This window comes from Parabacteroides faecalis, from assembly GCF_022809355.1.
Taxonomy (GTDB): Bacteria; Bacteroidota; Bacteroidia; order Bacteroidales; family Tannerellaceae; genus Parabacteroides; species Parabacteroides faecalis.
The window spans coordinates 45,251-65,143 of sequence record NZ_JAKZMM010000010.1 but is presented as its reverse complement, the minus strand read 5'-3'; the positions used below and the strand labels follow the sequence as shown (position 1 = coordinate 65,143).

Annotated in this window: 19 protein-coding genes; 6 read left to right on the top strand and 13 right to left on the bottom strand. The window is 44.9% G+C overall.

Features of this window, described 5'->3' with window-relative positions:
• Positions 1 to 18: 18 nt before the first annotated feature.
• The 4 genes from MUN53_RS05580 to MUN53_RS05565 form a co-directional block, all read right to left on the bottom strand.
• Positions 19 to 954, bottom strand: a complete 936-nt coding sequence (locus MUN53_RS05580; RefSeq protein ID WP_243323794.1) for a FecR family protein — start codon at positions 952 to 954, stop codon at positions 19 to 21.
• A complete protein-coding gene (locus MUN53_RS05575) occupies positions 951 to 1,475 on the bottom strand; it encodes a sigma-70 family RNA polymerase sigma factor (RefSeq protein ID WP_243323793.1) in 525 nt (174 codons plus the stop codon). The genes MUN53_RS05580 and MUN53_RS05575 overlap by 4 nt, the downstream gene beginning before the upstream one ends.
• 63 nt (positions 1,476 to 1,538) lie before the next feature.
• Positions 1,539 to 4,124, bottom strand: coding sequence for a TonB-dependent receptor domain-containing protein (locus MUN53_RS05570; RefSeq protein ID WP_243323791.1), 2,586 nt, complete (start codon positions 4,122 to 4,124; stop codon positions 1,539 to 1,541).
• 100 nt (positions 4,125 to 4,224) lie between these two features.
• The gene (locus tag MUN53_RS05565; RefSeq protein ID WP_243323790.1) at positions 4,225 to 5,109 is read right to left on the bottom strand and encodes an AraC family transcriptional regulator; all 885 of its coding nucleotides are present in this window, start codon (positions 5,107 to 5,109) and stop codon (positions 4,225 to 4,227) included.
• 399 nt (positions 5,110 to 5,508) lie between these two features.
• Between MUN53_RS05565 and MUN53_RS05560 the strand changes: the two genes are divergently transcribed.
• Genes MUN53_RS05560 through MUN53_RS05545 form a run of 4 tightly spaced genes read left to right on the top strand, consistent with a single transcriptional unit; the run spans position 5,509 to position 10,017 of the window.
• Positions 5,509 to 6,189, top strand: a complete 681-nt coding sequence (locus MUN53_RS05560) for a vitamin B12 dependent-methionine synthase activation domain-containing protein (RefSeq protein WP_243323787.1) — start codon at positions 5,509 to 5,511, stop codon at positions 6,187 to 6,189.
• 14 nt (positions 6,190 to 6,203) lie between these two features.
• Positions 6,204 to 7,460 carry a uroporphyrinogen decarboxylase family protein gene (locus MUN53_RS05555; protein ID WP_243323785.1) on the top strand — a complete coding sequence of 419 codons (1,257 nt, stop codon included), beginning with the start codon at positions 6,204 to 6,206 and terminating at the stop codon, positions 7,458 to 7,460.
• A gap of 4 nt (positions 7,461 to 7,464) precedes the next feature.
• Entirely contained in the window at positions 7,465 to 8,103 is a 639-nt protein-coding gene (locus tag MUN53_RS05550; protein ID WP_243323783.1) for a corrinoid protein, read from the top strand.
• An 18-nt stretch (positions 8,104 to 8,121) separates the two neighbouring features.
• Positions 8,122 to 10,017 carry a right-handed parallel beta-helix repeat-containing protein gene (locus MUN53_RS05545; RefSeq protein WP_243323782.1) on the top strand — a complete coding sequence of 632 codons (1,896 nt, stop codon included), beginning with the start codon at positions 8,122 to 8,124 and terminating at the stop codon, positions 10,015 to 10,017.
• 21 nt (positions 10,018 to 10,038) lie between these two features.
• Here the strand turns inward: MUN53_RS05545 and MUN53_RS05540 are convergent, their stop codons facing one another.
• On the bottom strand, positions 10,039 to 10,407 hold the full coding sequence (locus tag MUN53_RS05540) for a YraN family protein (protein ID WP_243323780.1): 369 nt from the start codon (positions 10,405 to 10,407) through the stop codon (positions 10,039 to 10,041).
• A 67-nt stretch (positions 10,408 to 10,474) separates the two neighbouring features.
• Here MUN53_RS05540 and MUN53_RS05535 point away from each other — a divergent pair, with 67 nt between their 5' ends.
• Positions 10,475 to 10,702 (top strand): hypothetical protein, encoded by a 228-nt coding sequence (locus MUN53_RS05535; protein WP_243323777.1) that lies wholly within the window; start codon positions 10,475 to 10,477, stop codon positions 10,700 to 10,702.
• On the top strand, positions 10,699 to 11,145 hold the full coding sequence (locus tag MUN53_RS05530) for a nucleoside deaminase (protein WP_243323776.1): 447 nt from the start codon (positions 10,699 to 10,701) through the stop codon (positions 11,143 to 11,145). The genes MUN53_RS05535 and MUN53_RS05530 overlap by 4 nt, the downstream gene beginning before the upstream one ends.
• Positions 11,146 to 11,257: 112 nt before the next feature.
• Here the strand turns inward: MUN53_RS05530 and MUN53_RS05525 are convergent, their stop codons facing one another.
• The 8 genes from MUN53_RS05525 to porV all read right to left on the bottom strand — a co-directional run bounded on the left by MUN53_RS05525 (position 11,258) and on the right by porV (position 19,865).
• Positions 11,258 to 12,424 (bottom strand): redoxin domain-containing protein, encoded by a 1,167-nt coding sequence (locus tag MUN53_RS05525; RefSeq protein ID WP_243323775.1) that lies wholly within the window; start codon positions 12,422 to 12,424, stop codon positions 11,258 to 11,260.
• A gap of 34 nt (positions 12,425 to 12,458) precedes the next feature.
• Positions 12,459 to 12,764, bottom strand: coding sequence for a DUF4834 family protein (locus MUN53_RS05520; protein WP_022456133.1), 306 nt, complete (start codon positions 12,762 to 12,764; stop codon positions 12,459 to 12,461).
• Between the two features lie 57 nt (positions 12,765 to 12,821).
• The gene (gene pssA, locus MUN53_RS05515) at positions 12,822 to 13,523 is read right to left on the bottom strand and encodes a CDP-diacylglycerol--serine O-phosphatidyltransferase (RefSeq protein ID WP_243323774.1); all 702 of its coding nucleotides are present in this window, start codon (positions 13,521 to 13,523) and stop codon (positions 12,822 to 12,824) included.
• A 4-nt stretch (positions 13,524 to 13,527) separates the two neighbouring features.
• Positions 13,528 to 14,199 carry a phosphatidylserine decarboxylase family protein gene (locus tag MUN53_RS05510; protein ID WP_022456131.1) on the bottom strand — a complete coding sequence of 224 codons (672 nt, stop codon included), beginning with the start codon at positions 14,197 to 14,199 and terminating at the stop codon, positions 13,528 to 13,530.
• A 70-nt stretch (positions 14,200 to 14,269) separates the two neighbouring features.
• On the bottom strand, positions 14,270 to 17,488 hold the full coding sequence (locus tag MUN53_RS05505) for a UvrD-helicase domain-containing protein (protein ID WP_243323773.1): 3,219 nt from the start codon (positions 17,486 to 17,488) through the stop codon (positions 14,270 to 14,272).
• A 30-nt stretch (positions 17,489 to 17,518) separates the two neighbouring features.
• Complete coding sequence (locus MUN53_RS05500; RefSeq protein WP_243323844.1) at positions 17,519 to 17,866, bottom strand: translation initiation factor; 348 nt, start codon at positions 17,864 to 17,866, stop codon at positions 17,519 to 17,521.
• 319 nt (positions 17,867 to 18,185) lie between these two features.
• Positions 18,186 to 18,662: a 2-C-methyl-D-erythritol 2,4-cyclodiphosphate synthase gene (gene ispF, locus MUN53_RS05495; protein ID WP_243323772.1), complete on the bottom strand. Its 477-nt coding sequence runs from the start codon at positions 18,660 to 18,662 to the stop codon at positions 18,186 to 18,188.
• 9 nt (positions 18,663 to 18,671) lie between these two features.
• On the bottom strand, positions 18,672 to 19,865 hold the full coding sequence (gene porV / locus MUN53_RS05490) for a type IX secretion system outer membrane channel protein PorV (RefSeq protein ID WP_243323771.1): 1,194 nt from the start codon (positions 19,863 to 19,865) through the stop codon (positions 18,672 to 18,674).
• Between the last annotated feature and the right edge of the window lie 28 nt (positions 19,866 to 19,893).

The window sequence follows — 19,893 nt, the reverse complement described above, 5'->3', positions numbered from 1 at the left end:
TTTGACTTCGCAGGCAGATTAGGGTTTCTCTACCTGCAAAGTTTGGTGATGGAAGGTGATGCGGGCTACACCCAGATCGTTCAGTGCAGTGACGACTTCGTTAAGAGAAGCCGTACGTGGGAAACGGAAATGGATGCGACGCTCCAAGAAAGACTCTGATTGTGCTGTGATACTGACGTTGTACCACGTGCCGATATGTTTCATCACTTCGCCCAGTGGCATATTATCGTAATCGAAGAGGCCTTCAATCCAACTACCGGCTTGTTTCAGGTTTACGCTGGTGATATTCAGATGGCGGTTGTCTTGCAATACTGCCTGTTGTCCCGGATGAATGTCGAGTTGTTCCTGCTGATGGCCGATTCGAACATGGCCTTCGTACAAGATGACTCGGGCACGATTGCCGGGATAAGCATTCACATCGAAGACGGTTCCCAGTACTTCGGTTCGCATTTCACCTGATATTACCCAGAAAGGATGATCTGCATCGTGGGTAACTTCAAAGCGGGCTTCGCCGGACAAGCGGACTTCGCGTGGCGCATCCAAGGCAAACGAACGAGGATATGTCAGACGAGAGTTGGCTCCCAGGACAATCCGTGTTCCGTCGGAAAGCCGGACTTCAGCCGTTTGTTCCGGTGGTGTGGCAAGAACGATGGAATCACCCGCTTCGACGGTTGTCGTTTTGGAAGGTACATCCAAGGCAGCATAGAGTTCGATGGGGCGCTCGTTCGTCCGTTCCCCAATGAAAGGAAGGCCTAAGGCGAGGAGACAGACCACGGCTGCCGCCACGCTGGCCCATATATATCGGTTGTTCTGACGTTGCCGGTGTTGTTGCCGGAATTGCTGCCATGCCTTTTCGGTCTCTTCGGCCGAAGGTTGCTCGCCTGCCGCTTCGCCCAATACCTGAAGCAGACGCAGGTCTTCGTCGCTATACATGTTCTTTTCTTCGTCGTTCATCGTTCATCTCCTTTCTTCCCCAAGGCTTCACGTAAGGCACGCAAGGCTTTGGAGATATGTTTCTTGACTGTATCCGGACTGATGCCCAGCCTTTCGGCGGCTACCCGGTAGGTGTTTTGCTCGAAATAGCAGAGGCGTACAATCGTCCGCGTGGGTTCACCTAAAGCTTCGACAACTGCTTCAGCCTGACGAAGCAGGCGTTCGTGTTCCCAATACCGGGCTTGCAAGTCGAATACCGTTGCTTCGCGGATGGCTTCCGCATGATCGGTTACTACTTGCCGGTGCTTGAGCCGGTTAAGAGCCAGATGCCGGACCGTAGTAAAAAGCCATGAGGCACGTTGTGCTTCAGCCAATGTATCCCACCGTTGCCAGGCTTGTTCCATGGCTTCGCCCACCACATCCCTTGCTTCTTCCGGATCGCCCAAAAGCTGCGTGGCATGCCGTACCAAAGGCGGGTATTGCTGACGGAACAAACCCTCGAAAGCGGTTGTCTTATCGTCGGTCTTCTTTTTCCAAATCATTCACATTCGTTTTCTGTCCGGCGACAAAGGTACGTTTTCCTATGCAGATAGCCAATACATCCTTTACAATCGGCTCTTCTCGCTTTGTCCGGCTCCTGAACCTTTGTACTTGCTCTTGGTTGCATTGAATTTATAGCTGACACGTACTCCGATGCGTTGGCTGTCCATGTAACCGTCGGCATACGTGTTTGTTCGGTCTCCATAGATATGTTCGAAACGAGTCCGTTTGGCCGTGCGGAACAGGTCATATCCTGCTAATGATATTTGTAAACTTTGGTCCGGCAGGAATGTTTTGGAGATGCGGAGATCCACCCTTCCTTGCCGGTTGAAGATGGCGTAACTCTGCTTGGCCTGTGTATTGATACTTCCAGTCAGGTTGATATACCAGCCTTGAGGCAGCAAGAAATTATTGTCGAGTCGGAAACTAAACTGAGGTTCGTTCCAGAACTGCTCGATTCCTAACGAACGTGCATCCGAGTGAAACCAGAAAACATCGGCACTGATGTTGGGTTGCCAACAACCGATTTTAGGACTGGCGTAGATTCCTCCACCATACGCATAGGTATGTGGAATACTTGCTTTTGTATGAAGAGAAACGCCCGGATGGGTCTCATCATGGTAAGGCTTGAGGTATGAGGTGTACATATCCAACGTATGATCATAAAATAGGGAGATATTGATCCATTTCCAACCGCCATCCAAAGAAAGGTTCCGATGTATTTGCGGAACCAGATGCGGATTACCGTTGCTGTATTGATACTTGTTGATATAAGAAATGGCACTTGATAGCATAGTATAATCCGGATTGATTTTGTTTAGCTTGAAGCCTAAACCGGCATTCCAGTCGCCTTTCCGATAGGAAACAGAAGCCGTCGGCAAGACATGATGGTAGTCCGGGCTTTGTGTGGGCTGGAAGATACCTGCTTCGTAATAATGCGTCTTTTGGTATTCATACCGTAATCCGGCTTGCAGACTGAATGTTCCTAATTCCAAGGAATAATCAGCAAAGGCAGAAGCAATGGTTTGCTGGATATGGTCGTCGGCATCGGCCGAGAAGCCGTCTTGTTCAAAACGGTCGCGGCGGTCGGTCCAGGTTTCTTCGGTTCCAAAGGAGAGATTTCCTTTCCATACAGATGTGGTGGCGATCAGCTTGGCGGCCACCAAACGATTCTTGATTCGGTTGGTCGAAGTGGCGTCTGTCTCGCCATTGTTGAGGACAATCTGTTCGTTTCGATTTTTCCCTTGGTAGAAATCGGCATTGAAGTCGATATCCCATTTCCCGAAAGTCCCGGTATAATAAGCATTGACCGCATGTTCCAATCCTTTCTTTCCGGTATTACGGGCATCCGATTCCAGTTGGTCAACCAATACGCCGTCCCGATACATATCGGTGGAACTGATAGAGGTGTTCTGATATTCGCCGATGTTCTGTTCCGGTGCATATCGTACTCCTAGAGACTGATTCTCGTTCAGTTCGTAATTCAATCCGATTTCCCCGTTGAAGTAGTTGTCTCGTCCGGTCGTTTTTTGATCCGAATGGCTTTCCCAAAGGGAAGATGTCTGCATTTGGGTGATTGTTTGGTTGGTACTATACGAATTAGATTCCTGAAAGTAAGTCTTGGCAAAGATATCCAGTCCGCCGGTTCGGTAATTCAAAGTGATGCCTTCGTTTCCTTTTCCTGCATGGCCTTGGTTGTAATCCGCATAAAAGCTGCCGCTGAGTCCTTGTCCGCGCTGACGGATGGTGCGGATTCGGATAACCGCCTTGACATCCGATGCATACCGGGCGCCGGGAGTGGTAATGATTTCTGCCGAAAGGATTTCATTGGCCTGTAAACGCGATAGCTCGGAGGTATCACGTACCTTTCGTCCGTTGATGTAAATCTCGGGCGTACCTCGTCCGATGACCGAATAATTCCCGTCTGATCCTGTCACGAAAGGCAGATGTCCGATCATATCTGCTGCTGAACCCATCAGAGAAAGCGGTGTGCCGGTGATATGTGTCAGATAAGCTCCGTTCTTCCTTTCTACCAGTGGACGGGTTGCTGTTACGGTGACTTCCTTCAGTTGGTTCTCTTGCGGTCGCATCTGCAGATAATTCTCGGCCATGCAAGTAACCGTTTGGGACTGATAACCTACATACGTTACCCGCAATAAATAATGATCGGCATACGGATCGGGTAGGAGAAATGTTCCGTCGTCTTCCGTAACGCAACCGTTTACAAAGGTAGAATCTCCGGCTTGTAAGACCAGTACATTGGCATACGGAATAGGTTTCCCTTGTTCGTTGACAACCTTCCCCCGGATATATTCTACTTTCTTGTTTTTATCCATCCGTTGTACAACGAAATAGTCCTGCCGTTCCAGGCAGATAAACGGCTTGTCTTTCAATACGAGCTGGAGAGCTTCCGCCAATGGCTGCTTTTGGATACGGACCGTTACCCGGTAAGCTTCTACTTCATCATTGACGAACAAGATGTTCTTTCCTCCTTCACGTTCCAGTTGGCGTAAGGCTGTTGATAAAGGAACTTCGTTCAGTTCCAGGTCAATCAGTCGTTTTTCCTGTGCTTGCAGGAACGGAATCCAGGATAAAAAGAGTGCGATGCAAAAGATACTCCGTACCCATCTGTGTATTTCAAGTTGTTTCATTCTTTTTCGTGTTTGTCGTTTTACATAAGTTAGGTCGTGCATGCTTGACTTTCTATTTATATGACAACCGAAACAAGTAATCGGGTACGGTTCCATGAGATTATTTTTTATTGGCTGCCCGATATTGCTGGGGAGAAACACCGGCTTCTTTCGAGAACACCCGACTGAAATACAACGGATCGGTATAACCTAATAAGGTGGCGATCTGGTTAATCTTCAAATCGGTGTCTTTTAATAGTCCGTAGGCCTTGTTGATTTTCATCTTGGTGAAATAGGTCATCGGAGCGATACCGATTTCCTGCATGAACTTACGGTAGAAATAAGATGGAGAATAATTGACAAACGAGGCAATTTCCTGTACCGTCAGGTTTTTGTTGATATTCTCGTTCATATAGTAAATACTGCGGTTAATGATTGTACCCATATATTCACTTTTCCCTCCCGATTCGCGATACTGTTGTATATATAATAAGGTACTGAGAAAGTAACCGAAGCAGAAGTTCGCGTAATTGATATGTTCGACCGACAAACTACTTTTCAAAGTCGTATAGATTTCTTCAAACAATTCCAGCCGATTTTGCTGGCGGGAAGAGACGGAAGGAGTCACGGTATGCGGTACGTCTTGTCCTTGGGCGATATAGGGAGCTTTTGTTCCTTTGAAGTGAAACCAATAAATACTCCACGGATCTTTTTCATCCGCTTCATATTGATGATAAATATGTGGCGGAAGAATAATATACTGATCTGCCGACAGTTCATATTGTCGGTCTTGTATCCGCACATGGCCTTTCCCGTCTTTGCAATAGATAAGCAGATACTGGTCGCATCCGTTTAACCGTTCGATATAATGGAAGGCAGCTTTGGTAAAGTAGCCTAATGAATAGATATACAAGTCTCCTGTCAGTGGGTTTTTCTCCATCTGTTCCAGGATGGAAAGAGGTAAATAAATAAACCGTTCGCCTTTGAACCCTAATTCCCGTTTCATAACCATCTGTTTCTACTTGTTGCTTGTAACGATTCTGCGGCTGCCGGATAATCTCCATCGTGTATTGCCAGACAAAAGTTCGTTATCTTTCATATTTTTGACAGATGTCGAAAAGCTTTAGCATATCCGTCAAAAAGCTTTAGCATAACTATGGAAAAGCTTTTCGACAAATGTCAAAAAATTACTTGCTAACGGGTTTTGTATCCCTGAGTGCCTAAAGTCGTATCACGCAGTATCGTTACCGTTTTTCTTTGGATGGATAAAGGTAGGAAAAATATGAGGGCAGCCCATCATCCAGCAAGCGGAAAAAACAATAATTGTCCATATAGAGGGTTATTTTTATCTATTCTTTTAATGGAGATATGCTGCTAACTTGCACTCGGAAAAAGAAAGAAAAACATGGAAACACATATGATACAGGAAATAGACTTGCAGGCGTTGACTATTTGCCGGTCAATGGGCTTTTTAGAGCAGGAACCGGATCCAATGATTTTAGAGCGGACACAACAACTATTGGAAGAAGCTATGCAGATAGCTGTCCCGGTTTTTCATTATGAAGTGAAAGATTCTGTTGTATTGGCAGACGACACCGTTTATATAGAGGATAAGGCTTTTCGGACAGGAAAGACGATTACCCGTTTGTTGGCTGGTACCACCCGACTTGTCTTGTTTGTGGCAACGGCGGGAATGGCTTTCCAACATTGGATGGATGAGATCAAGAAACAAGGTGATGGATTGGATACATTCATAGCCGATACGATTGGCAGTTGTTTGGTGGGTGCTTGTACGGAACAAATGGAAGCAGAGGTAATCCGGAAGTTGGCCCCATTACCACATACCAATCGTTTTAGTCCGGGTTATTGTGGATGGAATTTATCAGAACAAAAAGGATTGTTTGCTTGTATGCCAACAGGCGTATGCGACGTCACGCTGACGGAGAGTTGCTTGATGTATCCTATTAAATCAGTAAGCGGCCTGATTGGTTTTGGAGAACAGGTTAAGAATAAAGTCCATGAATGTGACTTATGTGACAAGCGGGCCGAATGCCTTCAACGGAAACTAAGAAAGAAAAACCTATAAAAACACTACTAACAATGACAAACTCAAAAGAACGTGTATGGAATGCCTTGAATCATCGGGGCGGTACGCCGGTGCCTGTTGATTTTGGAGCAACAACAGTTACAGGCATTCATTGCCGGATTGTGGAACAGCTCCGGAAATATTATGGATTGGCAGATAAACCGGTTCGCATCGTGGATCCTTTTCAGATGCTGGGCGAGGTAGATGAAGAACTGCAGGAACGTATGGGCGTTGATCTGGTTCCTCTTTTCGGACGGAAGAATATGTTCGGCATAGACGAATCGGAAGTGCATGAACAAGTGACTCCTTGGGGACAAAAAGTATTGATTGCTAAAGGTATTGATATGACTCCGGATGCCGAAGGAGATGTTTATATTTATCCCGAAGGAGATCGTTCGGTTTCTCCAAGTGCTGTTATGCCCGAAGGTTATTATTTCATCAATGCGATCGAGCGACAACAGCCTATTGACGAAGCCTTGCTGTCTTATCAGGATAATCTGGAAGAATATGCTTTATTGAATGAATCCGACTTGGCTTATTGGAAGCAGGCGGCAGGCAAGGCGGCTGCTACCGGTAAGGCAGTTGTTGCCGGCTTTGGTGGAACAGCCTTGGGTGATGTGGCATTTATTCCAGCCATGGGACTGAAACATCCGAAAGGCATTCGGAGTGTGGCAGAATGGTATATGTCAACGCTTATCCGTCCGGATTTCGTTCATGCCTTGTTTGAACATCAGACGGACTTGGCTATCCGGAATTATGAAATGCTTTGGAATACTGTCGGGGATCAAGTGGATGTAGTCTTTACTTGTGGTACCGATTTTGGAACACAAGATTCGCAGTTCTGTTCGGAAGAAGTATTCCGTGAATTGTGGCTCCCTTATTATAAACGTTTGAATGATTGGATTCACACCCATACAACCTGGAAGATCTTCAAGCATTCGTGTGGAGCGGTATTACCTTTGATTCCGGCTATGATCGATGCTGGCTTCGATATCCTGAATCCGGTACAGATTAATGCCAAGGATATGGATTCGAAAGTCCTGAAAGAACAGTTTGGCGACCAATTGGTATTTTGGGGCGGTGGCATTGATACGCAGCGTGTCCTGGCCTTTGGAACAAAAGAAGAGGTGCGCCGTCAGGTAATGGAGCAATGTGAGATTTTAGGAAAGGACGGAGGTTTTGTATTCAATACGGTTCATAATATCCAGGCCAACGTTCCGGTTGAGAATGTAATTACAATGATAGAAACATTAAATGAAATAAGGAGATAACACCATGGCTAATTTACAAGATTTATATAATGCGATTCTGAATGGTAAGCTGGAACAGGCAGTTGCCGTTACACAAGAAGCTATTAACGAAGGTATTTCACCTACTGAAATTATCAATCAGTATATGGTGAAGGCAATGGAAGAAATTGGTGCCCGCTTTGAGGCAGGAAAGGCTTTTGTCCCGAATCTGTTGCTGGCAGCCCGTGCGATGAAAGGTTCTTTGGAGTTGCTGAAACCATTAATGCGGGATAAGAATACGGCAACGATTGGAAAAGTTGTGATTGGTACGGTGAAGGGTGATTTGCATGATATTGGGAAAAACCTGGTAGCCTCTATGTTTGAAGGCTGTGGATTTGAAGTAATCAATCTGGGAGTGGATGTGAGCAGTACGAAGTTTATAGAAGCAGCCAAGGAACATCATGCCGATATCATCTGTATGTCTGCTTTATTGACCACCACCATGATGTATATGGAGAAAGTAGTTCAGGCTGTTGAAGCTGAAGGTTTGAGAGATCAGGTGAAGATCATGGTTGGCGGAGCTCCGGTAAATAATGCTTTTGCCCAGAAGATCGGTGCGGATGCTTATACTTCCAATGCCAATCAGGCTGTACAGGTAGCCAAACAGTTGTTAGCCGCTAGTTGAACTTAACCGTCTGTCATTATGAAGATAAAGTATTTCTTGTTATGGGCCTTGCTGAGCGTGGGCAGTACGGTTTGGGCTGTCGAATATCATGTCTCGGTGAAAGGAAAAGATACGAATAGCGGGACGATAGATGCTCCGTTCCGGACAATCGGTCAAGCCGCAAAGTTTGCTTATCCGGGCGATGTGATTACTGTTCATGCCGGAACTTACCGGGAATGGGTAAATCCACCTCGTGGCGGAGAGAGTGATTCCCGACGGATTGTTTATCGGGCAGCTCCCGGAGAGCGGGTTGAAATCAAAGGCTCGGAACGTATTACGAACTGGAAACCCGTAGAAGGACAAAAAGGGGTTTGGAAAGTTGTGTTGCCGAACTCTTTCTTTGGTTCCTATAATCCTTATATAGATGAAATCTATGGTGACTGGTTTGATAACTACGGTCGTGTACACCATACCGGTGAAGTTTTCTTGAATGATAAGTCTCTGTATGAAAAAGAAACGCTTGAGAAAGTTTATCATCCGGAAGCTCTTCCGAATGCGCAAGATCCGGAAGGTTCGACTTATACATGGTATTGCGAACATAATGAGCAGGAAACAACCATTTGGGCAAACTTCCATAAAGCTGATCCGAATAAGGAACTTGTCGAAATCAGTGTGAGAAGAACTTGTTTCTATCCGGAGAAAAAAGGAATCAATTACCTAACGATAAGTGGATTCCATATCAGTCAGGCTGCTACACAATGGGCAGCTCCGACTGCAGAGCAAATCGGAATGGTGGCAACACATTGGAATAAAGGCTGGATTATCGAGAACAATGTCATAAGCAATTCGAAATGTTCCGGCATTACCTTGGGAAAAGAACGTAACAGCGGTCATAACAAATGGCTGAGTGATACTAGTATTGATGGCTCTTTACATTATATAGAAGTAACATTCAATGCCATTCGCGAAGGTTGGAACAAAGATAATATCGGCCATCATATTGTACGTAACAATACGATCTTTGCCTGCGAACAAACCGGTATGTGCGGAAGTATGGGAGCTTCTTTCTCGGTGATCGAGAATAACCATATTTATGATATTTGGACGAAACGTCAATTTAGTGGAGCTGAAATCGGTGGGATTAAGTTCCATGCGGCTTTGGATGCCCGAATTGCCCATAACCGGATTCATAATACTGGCCGTGCTTTGTGGCTAGACTGGATGACACAGGGGACACATGTCTCTTCTAATTTGTTTTATGGCAATGATCTGGAAGATATTTTCCTGGAAGTCAATCATGGACCGTTCTTAGTTGAGAATAATATCCTGGCTTCTCACCGGAGTATCTTGGAGCAATCACAAGGTGGCGCGTATGTGCATAACCTGATTTGCGGTAAGATCCATAATTACGTTGAACATGGACGTTATACTCCTTACTTCTTGCCTCATTCTACAGAAGTTGCCGGTTTGTCTATTATTCCGGGTGGAGACGATCGTTTCTATAATAACCTTTTTGCTACGGTAGATTTTGAAAACTCCGATAAAGCGCTTGGCTCTTTTGGTCTGAAAGGGTATGAAAAGACGGCTTATCCGATGTATGTGGATGGAAACGTTTATTATGGAGCGGCTGTTCCGTTTGTGAATGAAGACCATAAATTGGTAGATGCCTCTTTTGTTCCTGATGTCAGGATTGAAGAAGAAGGTGATAAAGTCTTTCTTGTTATTAAGAACAAGGATTTAAAACAGGTTGAGACGCAAATGATCACGACAGATAAGTTGGGAACAGCGAAACTGCCGAAGCAACGGTATGAGTATCCGGATGGGAAACCGATTCAGATCAACTATGATTATTTGGGAAATCCACGGGGAGAACATCCGACAAGTGGACCGTTGGAGTCCTTGCAGGCAGGTGAAATGAGAATTCAGGTTTGGTAAAAATAGAATTACTGGCGGTATTCAGTGTACTGGAGCATAAAAGGCATCTTCAATATGCTCTTGGACTGAATACCGTCCGTTTTCTTTCTGCATTGTGATAATATCAAAACGAACAGGAAGCGGGTTGTTGAAATATCGGATATAAGCATCGGTAGCAGCTACAATGCGTTTGATCTTCTTTTGGTCGACGGCTTCTTCGGGCGGTAACAGGCAACCGACCGATCGTGTCTTTACTTCTACGACGATTAATTCACCTTCATAGATAGCTACCAGGTCAAGTTCGTAATGATGAAAGTGCCAATTGGTATGTAATATTTGATATCCTTGTTTTTCCAGGTAAGCACGAGCTTCCGATTCACCTTCTTTTCCTGTATTATTCCTTTCCGCCATAATTAGGTTTTTCGCAAATATACAGATTATTCTTTTGTATTTCCACGAAGCCTTGTACTTTTGTAACATGAAACGGACAAAGAAATATTCAGTGGCACAGCCGAATCATCCCAGGATTCATAAGATTACGTTTATGCTCAACGATGATGAGTATAAGACGGTGCAGCGTTATCTTGATAAATACCGGATTGCCAATAAATCGAGGTGGTATCGGGAAACGATTCTTTCGCATATTATGCGGACACTGGAAGAAGATTATCCGACATTGTTTAATGAAAATGAAATGAGAAGATGATCAACCCGTACGACGACATATATTTCATGAAACAGGCACTTCAGGAAGCGCAGGCTGCCGCTGAAGAAGGAGAAATTCCCGTCGGAGCCGTCATTACTTGCCAGGGAAAAATCATTGCCCGGGCACATAATCAGACGGAACGGCTGAATGATGTGACGGCACATGCCGAAATGTTGGCTATTACAGCGGCAACCAATGTGTTGGGAGCAAAGTATCTGACGGGTTGTACCTTGTATGTGACGGTCGAGCCTTGTATTATGTGTGCAGGAGCAATTGGTTGGTCGCAATTGTCAACGGTTGTATATGGAGCATCAGACGAGAAACGAGGATATAGCCGGTTTGCGCCACAAGCTTTCCATCCGAAAGCTGTTGTCAAGAAAGGTGTTCTGGAAGAAGAATGCGCAGCCGAAATGAAACGTTTCTTTCAAGAAAAAAGGAGGTAAAGTCTTTCTCCAAAAAGCCGGCGTATTTTTATGAAAAGCCGGCGTAAATTGACAAAAATACGCCGGCTTTTTCTCCATTGCTTATTACCTTTTTTCAGAGCTCTTTTTTATCCTATTTTTTCATTAAAGCATCCAGGTGTTTGTAAAACTCAGGATCTTCTCCTACAACCGTTTTTACAATATTTCCTTCTTTATCCAGAATAATCTTGGTCGGAAAACCTTCTATTCCGTAAAGCAAAGTTACATCCGGATTACCTTCGTTGCGGACATGAATCCAGGGTAAAGTATGTTTCTCAACGGCTGCTTTCCATTTCTCCTCTGTATCATTGCAGTCAATTCCTACAATTTCCAGTTGACCCTTATATTTCTCATAAGCTTTCTTCAGATCTGGAATGCCTTTGATACACCAGCCGCACCAACTTCCCCAAAAATCCAGGATGACATATTTACCTTTCAGAGAAGAAAGAGAGAAGTCCTTTCCATTAATATCTTTCAAGGTAAATTCGGGAGCAGGAGCACCTTCCTTAATCTTTTCCTGTGCTTTCCGACGTTCTTCCTGTTTTTCGTATGCCTGCTTGATCGATTGATACATGGGGGCCATCACGCCGTTGCGTACTGGTTCGGCTATCAAGTCAAGTAATTCTTTCAATTCATCACCTTCCAAAGCTCCATGTGTCAGTAAAAAAACAGATACATCCTGATCAGCATGCTCTTTTATAAAATGAATATAAGTTTCCTTAATTTCTTCTTGTACTTTCTCGATTTGGGCTGCAACCTTTTGAACTTCTTCTTGTGAAACACCTTCCTGAGCTTTCTTGCGATATGCAGACGACAAGGAATCTGTCTTTTGAACAATAGGTTCCATTTTAGTATTCAGCTCATTCAAGGATTCATAGAAAGGTGCACCGCCTAATTTATATTTATGTAATGAACCTTCGACCGTTACATATTTTCCCGGTAATAAAACGAGAGGAATCACTTCCATAGATACTGCAGGTCTGCTTCCATCTGGATTGGATTTAGATGAAGGAAATTCTCCGATTTGAACATATCTTAAATCAGTGCTATTTCCTAGGTTTAATGAAAACTTGCCATTTACTAATGGAACGGTATCCAAATCTAGTTCCGGACGTCCGGTGTTTGTCGGATACATAACAAATGAACGAACAAGTAAGGTGTCACTTCCAACTCCTGATAACGAACCGGAAATCTCACCAGGTTGATGAGAGGAACAGGCTGCCAATAAACAACAACCCATGAAAGAAAACAACTTTTTCATGCTATTATAATTATGTATGGTTTTATTTACCTTATTATTTTACCTCTTCATAATCGACATATTCACCTTCGTTTTGGCTATAAATTTTTCTTCTGCGTTTCCAACTACGAGGTGGATCTTCTACTTCTTCAGCGTTTGCATACGAGTCGGTAGATGAAGTCTTTTGAGAGCCATACGTTTGGTTTTGAGATTGCGAGGTTGTTCTTCGTTGGTAAGTTTGTTGTCTTTGGTTTCCTCCGTCACCAAACAAGAATCTTTTCAATCCGCGTAACAAGGAAAAGCCCAATAAGAATACGAGCAGAAAGAAAAGAAACACTATAAAAAATAAGAATTTAAACATAAACACTATATAGAATTAAGTACTCAAACAGAAAAACAAATTCTCATGAAGAGAGGTTTACTTATTCCTGTTAAAAAGAGACAAGATAAAATAAAGCACAATGGTTCCGGCTATTCCTAAGTAGCCCCAAAACGCAATAAATAGAATCGCAGCCAAAAGCAAGATGTATCGGCATTCGTTCCCTTTCCATGAAACTGATTTGACTTTCATGGAGAACATCGGTATTTCAGAGACTAACAGATAGGAAGTAAGACACGCTAAGATAATGCCTCCATATAATAACCAGGAAGCATTCATGGGCAACCAAGCTTGTACGGAATAAGCGAGCGAACCCCAAAACAGAGCATGTGCCGGAACAGGCAGACCAATAAACGAGGTTGTTTGCCGTTCATCTATATTGAACTTAGCTAATCGTAATCCGGAAAAGACGGGAATTACAAAGGCACAAAAAGGAAGCAAAGCCAAACAACCTTGTAAATTCATCAGAAGGGCTGCTTGTGAAAACAAAGAATAGAGAATCATTCCCGGAGCAACTCCAAAACTAACCACATCTGAGAGAGAATCCAGTTCTTTACCCATGGGTGAATAGGCTTTCAGTAAACGTGCAGCAAAGCCGTCCATAAAATCGAAGACCGCAGCTCCGACAATCCAGATAAAAGCTGTACGCAAATCACCTCCGATAGCAGCAACAATCGACATACATCCTGAAAATAGGTTCAGGCATGTAATTGTATTGGGAATGTGTTTGATTAGATTCATTTCTTTAGTTGTTTAATTTCCCTAAACGAGCGATAGGAGTTTGGTTTCCTGTTACCTTTTGGTCCATTTCGACCAGGACTTCTGTTCCTACCGGCAAATAAACATCTACGCGGGAACCGAATTTAATGAACCCCATTTGTTCGTCCACATGGCATTTGTCTCCTGGTTTGGCATACGTAACAATACGGCGTGCCAAAGCTCCAGCAATTTGCCGGGCCATTACTTCTACTCCGTTACGTGTTGTAATAACGACAGCCGACCGTTCGTTTTCAGTACTACTCTTTGGTAAATAAGCAGCCATGAAACGTCCGTTGTTATGAGAGACATATTTAACCGTTCCGTTTACAGGAAACCAGTTGGCATGTACGTTGAAAACCGACATGAAGACCGAAATTTGCAGGCATTTACGATGCAGGATTTCATTCTCCATTACTTCTTCGATCGCAACAATAGTACCGTCTGCAGGAGAAATGACCAATCCTTCCGAATCATAAGGGAAACGGCGGAATGGACTCCGGAAGAAGTTTAATACCAACAAAAAAAAGACGGTTGTTACAAAAGCAACGGTATAGAAAAGTCCTCCTTTGCCGACAGTATGATACAAGACAAGATTTACAATAAAGAATATTGTAAATAAAGCAAGCAGTAAACCGGTTCCTTCTCTGTGTACCTTCATTTTTCTAACTGAATCTTTTTTTGTTATAGATTGCAAAAGTATTTATTTTTATGGAATATCCCAAATAAAATCATGCTTTCACCGCTTCAATGCGGGATAATGTGACATACCATAAGTATGCGGAAACGTTTTTGTATCCCATTTGCCGGATCAGCCGGATATAATTACGCATTTGTGTCTGGTGACTACGACTGATCTTTCCTCCGAATTTATAATCGAGGATGACCACTTCATCTGCATAAATCATAACTCGGTCGGGCCGCTTGGTTTCGCCTTTCCCGAATAAGATATCAACTTCATTCAGTATTTTGGCCTGACCGTTATACCAGCGTTGTACTTCTGGTTGTTGCAGACAGGCTTGTAATTGTTGGATTAACTGAATCTCTTCTTCTTGACTAATCACACCTTGTTCCTGATACCGGTGGACAGCTTGAGGAATATCTTCCGGAACACGAACAATACTCAGGACTTCATGCATCAGCGAACCTTGTTTACGTTGGTTGTCATCGAAGAAATAGTTTCGTCCACGTAAGCGCAGATGCAATCGGTTATCAGACGAGATGGATTGTAATTTACCCAATGGAAATTCCTGTATCAATGTATTGGCCGTCTTTTGCTCAGGTTTCCACCAATGTCCTTGTTCGAATAGGTTGTTTTCCCAGTCGAAAGAAGAGGCAAGCGGGATAAGTTGTTCGCCTTCTGAGGTATCAGGAATAGCTTGTAGCAAACTACTCCACAATAGATCGGAAATGCTGCTGATTTTTTCCAAGGAACCATCGTCTTTGACTTTTTTCGGACGTGGCGAGAAGATAATCAATTCTTCTTTCGAGCGGGTGAACGCTACATACAACGTATTCAGGTTGTCGATGTAGGCATGTAAACGTTCCTGAAAGTAATCACGGGCGAAAATAGTAGCTCCCAACGATGAACTATAACGAACCGGGACAAGATGTAACCGATTGAATGGAGCTTTTTCCGGATGGCACCAAAGGACAACCGGTTTCATAGGCTTATGATCAATTTCCCAGTCGGCAAAAGGTAAGATGACGGCACGGAAACCCAACCCTTTGGATTTATGTACCGTCAGAATACGGATGGCATTTTGTCCGTCGGGCGTGGCGATCGTCTTTCGGATGCCTGAATCTTCCCACCAAGTTAGGAAACGTCCTAAATCCGTATTCTCTTTCTGTACATATTCTGCAATCAGATCGAGGAAGGCAAGGACAAAGACTTGCTCTTTCTCGTGGATATATGAATCAAACAGACGATACAAACCCTCCACCATTTCGTATAAAGGCAAGGTTGATAGGCGATTCATTTCAGCCTTCTCTTCCAATGTGAAGTCGGCTCGCTGCCAATCGGAAGTCAGAATCCTGTAGGAGAATAGAAGCATTTGTGCCCATGTCGGATTATCCGGACTTTTCAGATGATGCAGAATGGCGATGAGGAAACGCACGGCTGCCGAACTGTTTACATATAAGGCTTCGTCGGAGATCAGGTCATAACTGAACCCATCGTCGGGATGTTCTTCCTTATATTGCAGCAGATAGTTGGCTACTTGAGCTCCTTCATTGTTGGTACGTACCAGAATGGCGATGTCTTTTAAGGCATAACCGTTGGTTTGCAGTTGCTGCAAGACAGAGGGAAGACGTTCGAGAGCTTCATCTTTCCAGTCGGCTTCTTCTTCATCTGCTACAAATTCCACGCGTACATGTCCGTCTTTCTCCTGAAAAGGTTTGGGAACACGCTGGTAACTTCGTTGATAGGCTGCCATGATGCGGGTAGAAAAAGCGGCCTGAGCGTCGGCATCCAACGATGATTGGCTTAGATCGTCGTTGTAGGTAGACTGTAACAGATAGGGTGCAGCGGTGAAAAGAGCATTGTTAAACTCTACAATATGGCGGCAGCTTCGCCAATTGTCTTTCAATGTCTCTTCCCGAATTTCTTCTACCGGGAAATTGCGAGCTACTTGTTCATCCAATAGCTTCCAGTCGGAGTTACGGAAGCGGTAGATACTTTGCTTTACATCGCCTACAATCAGATTTGCACGATTGTGTGCCAAACTTTCTTCAATCAGCGGACGGAAATTCTCCCATTGCATTCCGCTAGTATCTTGGAACTCGTCGATCATGAAGTGATCGATCTGTGTACCTGTCTTTTCGTAGATGAAAGGCGCGTTGCTTCCGGCAATCACCCGGTTCAGCAGTTCAGTTGTGTCGGCAATCAGCATCACGTTCTTTTCTTCGCGATAGGCCGAGATCTCATTGGATATATCGGTGAGAATGCCCAATGTATAATAGTAACGGGTGATCTCGCGGGCGGTGTTGTAGTCTATCATTTGCTCAAAGCGGGCAATGGCTTTCTTGATGCACTCATTCAATCCGTTCTCGAAAGCTGTACCAATGATTGCTTTCTGACTGGCATTCATCTTTTGGGTAAAGCATGCCTCCAGATTATCGGCAAAGCTACAGAAAGTCATGGTTGGCTCTTTGATTTCACCCGCCGCCCATCGGCTGAAATGGAACATTTGTGATGTTTTCCCGCCTTTGAAATCGGCAGGTGTCAAGCCAAACTGTTCCATGATTGCCAAGCCTTTCTTTCCAATCTCCTGAATTTCCTTTTCTACCGCACGGATGATGCCGTAGAGTGTGTCTTTGTAGGTTTCTAGGGCTTGCTTGTCGCTGATGTCGCGGGCTACTTCTTCGCTGAATACTTTGTAGCTTTCCTTGAATACCTCGCGTCCCAATGCCGTGATGTCGCGCCGCAAATTCCATTCGCCACCGTCTTCTACTTTTACTTCGGCGAAACGAAGCAGCCAGCCCAGCAACTCTTTGTTCTCCGGTTGATCCAAGTCGCTCAAGAGGCGATCAATGGCTTCGGTAAGTACTCGTTCCTGATCCATCTCAATACCGTATCCACCCTGCAAACCGATCTCGCGGGTAAAGGCTCGCATGGTTTGCTGGAAGAAGCGATCGATTGTACTGATGTTGAAGGCTGAATAGTCGTGCAGGATGGCAATCAATATCTTCCGTGCCTGGCGGCGCACTTCGTCTTCCGTCAGCTGATAGGAAGAAACCAATAGCTGTACATAATCTGATGGCTGTCCGCTGGCCAAATGGAAGAGTTCTTCCACGATGCGGCCTTTCATCTCGTCGGTGGCCTTGTTGGTGAAGGTCACAGCCAAGATACGCCGATATGCGCCCGGCTGGCTGAAAAGCAACAACAGATATTCACCGGTCAACCGATGGGTTTTTCCGGCTCCGGCAGATGCACGATAGATGGTCAGCATATACGGGGAGATTTAGGAATGAGTTCTTGTTTAGCGGATTACTTTTACCTGGGTATAGCCTTCTTTCCGAAGGATCTCTTCTACCTTTTGGCGGAAGTCGCCTTGCACGATGATTTCGCCGTCTTTGGCCGAGCCGCCCACGCCACATTTCACCTTGAGCAGTTTTCCCAACGCTTCCAGATCGGCTGTTGTTCCACGAAAGCCGGTGATGAGCGTCACTACTTTTCCGCCCCGGTTTCGTTTGTCGAGGGCGACACGCAGTACCTGTTTCTCTTTGGGCAGCGTTTCTTCCTCTATTTCCTCGTTCGTTTCATATTGAAAATCCGGGTTCGTCGAATACATGACTCCCAGACGGCTTTTCCAATCATTATTTTTCATCTTGATTTGCTTTTTTCCGTGTAAAGCTACAAATAAAAACGGGATTCGCAAGGCGGAGGAAGTCTCTGAGATGATGAACAAGAGCTTTTTCATACCGTCCGAAGCCTCCGGAGGGGTAAAAACGACCTTTTTCATACCTTCCGAGGCTTCCGAAGGGGCGAAAACGACCTTTTTTATGCTTTCCGAGGCCTCCGTTGGTGTGAAAACGATCTTTTTCATGCCTTCCGAGGCTTCCGCCGGTGTGAAAACGATCTTTTTCATACCATCCGAGGCCTCGGATGGTTGAATAGGCCTATTTTTCGGGGAGAAAAAGGAAAAATTATTGCTGGATCAAGACCGTCGCATAGGCTGCCATGCCTTCCTGCCGGCCTGTGAAGCCTAATTTCTCGGTGGTTGTTGCCTTGATGGAAATGTCATCTTCGTCCACCTCGAGGACAGACGCCAATACACGTTTCATCTCCGGAATGTGCGGATTCAATTTCGGACGCTCGGCTGCCACGGTTGCGTCGATATTTCCTAATTCATATCCGGCTTCGCGGAGCAAAGCCATCGTCTTGCGAAGAAGAATCTTGCTGTCGATGTTTTCGTATTCGCCCGCCGTGTCGGGAAAGTGGAAGCCAATGTCGCGCATATTGGCCGCACCGAGCAAGGCGTCGCAGATGGCATGAATCAATACATCGGCATCACTGTGCCCCAACAAACCTTCTGTATGTTCAATCTTGATGCCGCCCAACCACAAGTCGCGCCCCGGTACCAGCTTATGTACGTCGTATCCAAATCCAACTCTGATCTTCATGATGGTCGTTTACTTGAATAAGTTCTTGATGCCATCCATATCGAACGAGAGCGAGAAACGTAAGGTCTGGTCCAACGGGTTGCTCGGCACGGTGCTGACCAGATAAGCCGCATCCAGTTGGAAAACACTCATGCGGAAGCCGGCACCGAACGAGAAATACTGGCGGTTACCCATGTTCTGATTCTCGTAGTAATAACCACCACGGACGAAGAACTGTTGGTTATAGCTGTATTCTACACCGATAGAAGCCATGATCTCTTGTAATTCACCTTTGAATCCTAACGGAGAGTCACCAAACGACTTGATCATACCGCCGATTGACGACATCGAGTTGTATTCTTGTACCCGGTCGTTGTAATCTTGGTCGTCTTCCTCGGTAGTTCCGGTCCGTTGCGGTTCGCTTGGCACCAGGTATTTGCTGATGTCCACGTAGGCACCGATCTGGTTGTAGTCGTCAATCGGGTACAATAAACCTGTTCCGATGGCCAGTTTGGTTGGCAAGAACTGGTTTGTTCCACCACCATCGTATGAGATTTTTGTACCAATATTAGAGATGTTGAAACCAAAGCTCCACAAAGCTTCTGCCTGGCCCATGATGACGTAACGTTCCAGATAACCGGCAATGTCAGCCGAGAAGGCATTACCAGGAACCATTTCGGCTGATGGGTCAGCTCCTTGGTCGGAACGGATATAACGTAATGCAACCGCCATAGAGAAAGCATCTGATAACTTTCGGCTATAGCTGACGTCTAATGCCATTTCGTAAGGATTCAATGTCATCAATGTAGCACCACTTTGTTCGTCGTTATTCTGTACTTCACCGAAAGAGAAATAACGCAGTGAAGCTCCAATAGCCTGACGGTCGTCACTTCCCAGCTTGTAATATCCTGATAAATTCACTAAGGCTACATCGTTTACCAATTTACGTAACCAAGGCGTATAAGAAAGAGAAACACCTGCCTGACTGTAATTGAATACATACTTGGCCGGGTTCCAGTATTGCGAATTGACATCGGGGAGCGTTGCCACACCATTATCACCCATACCACCACCACGGGCATCCGGCGCGATAGACAAGGATGGAACAGCTGTATTGATCGGGGCAAATTCCTTCTTTATCTGTTGTGCCAATAGATTATTTGCAGTGAATAAGAATACTAACACAGCTAGACTCCAAAGTTTCAAACTACGATTTTTTATCATCTTATTTTAAATATAATCTTATTACGAA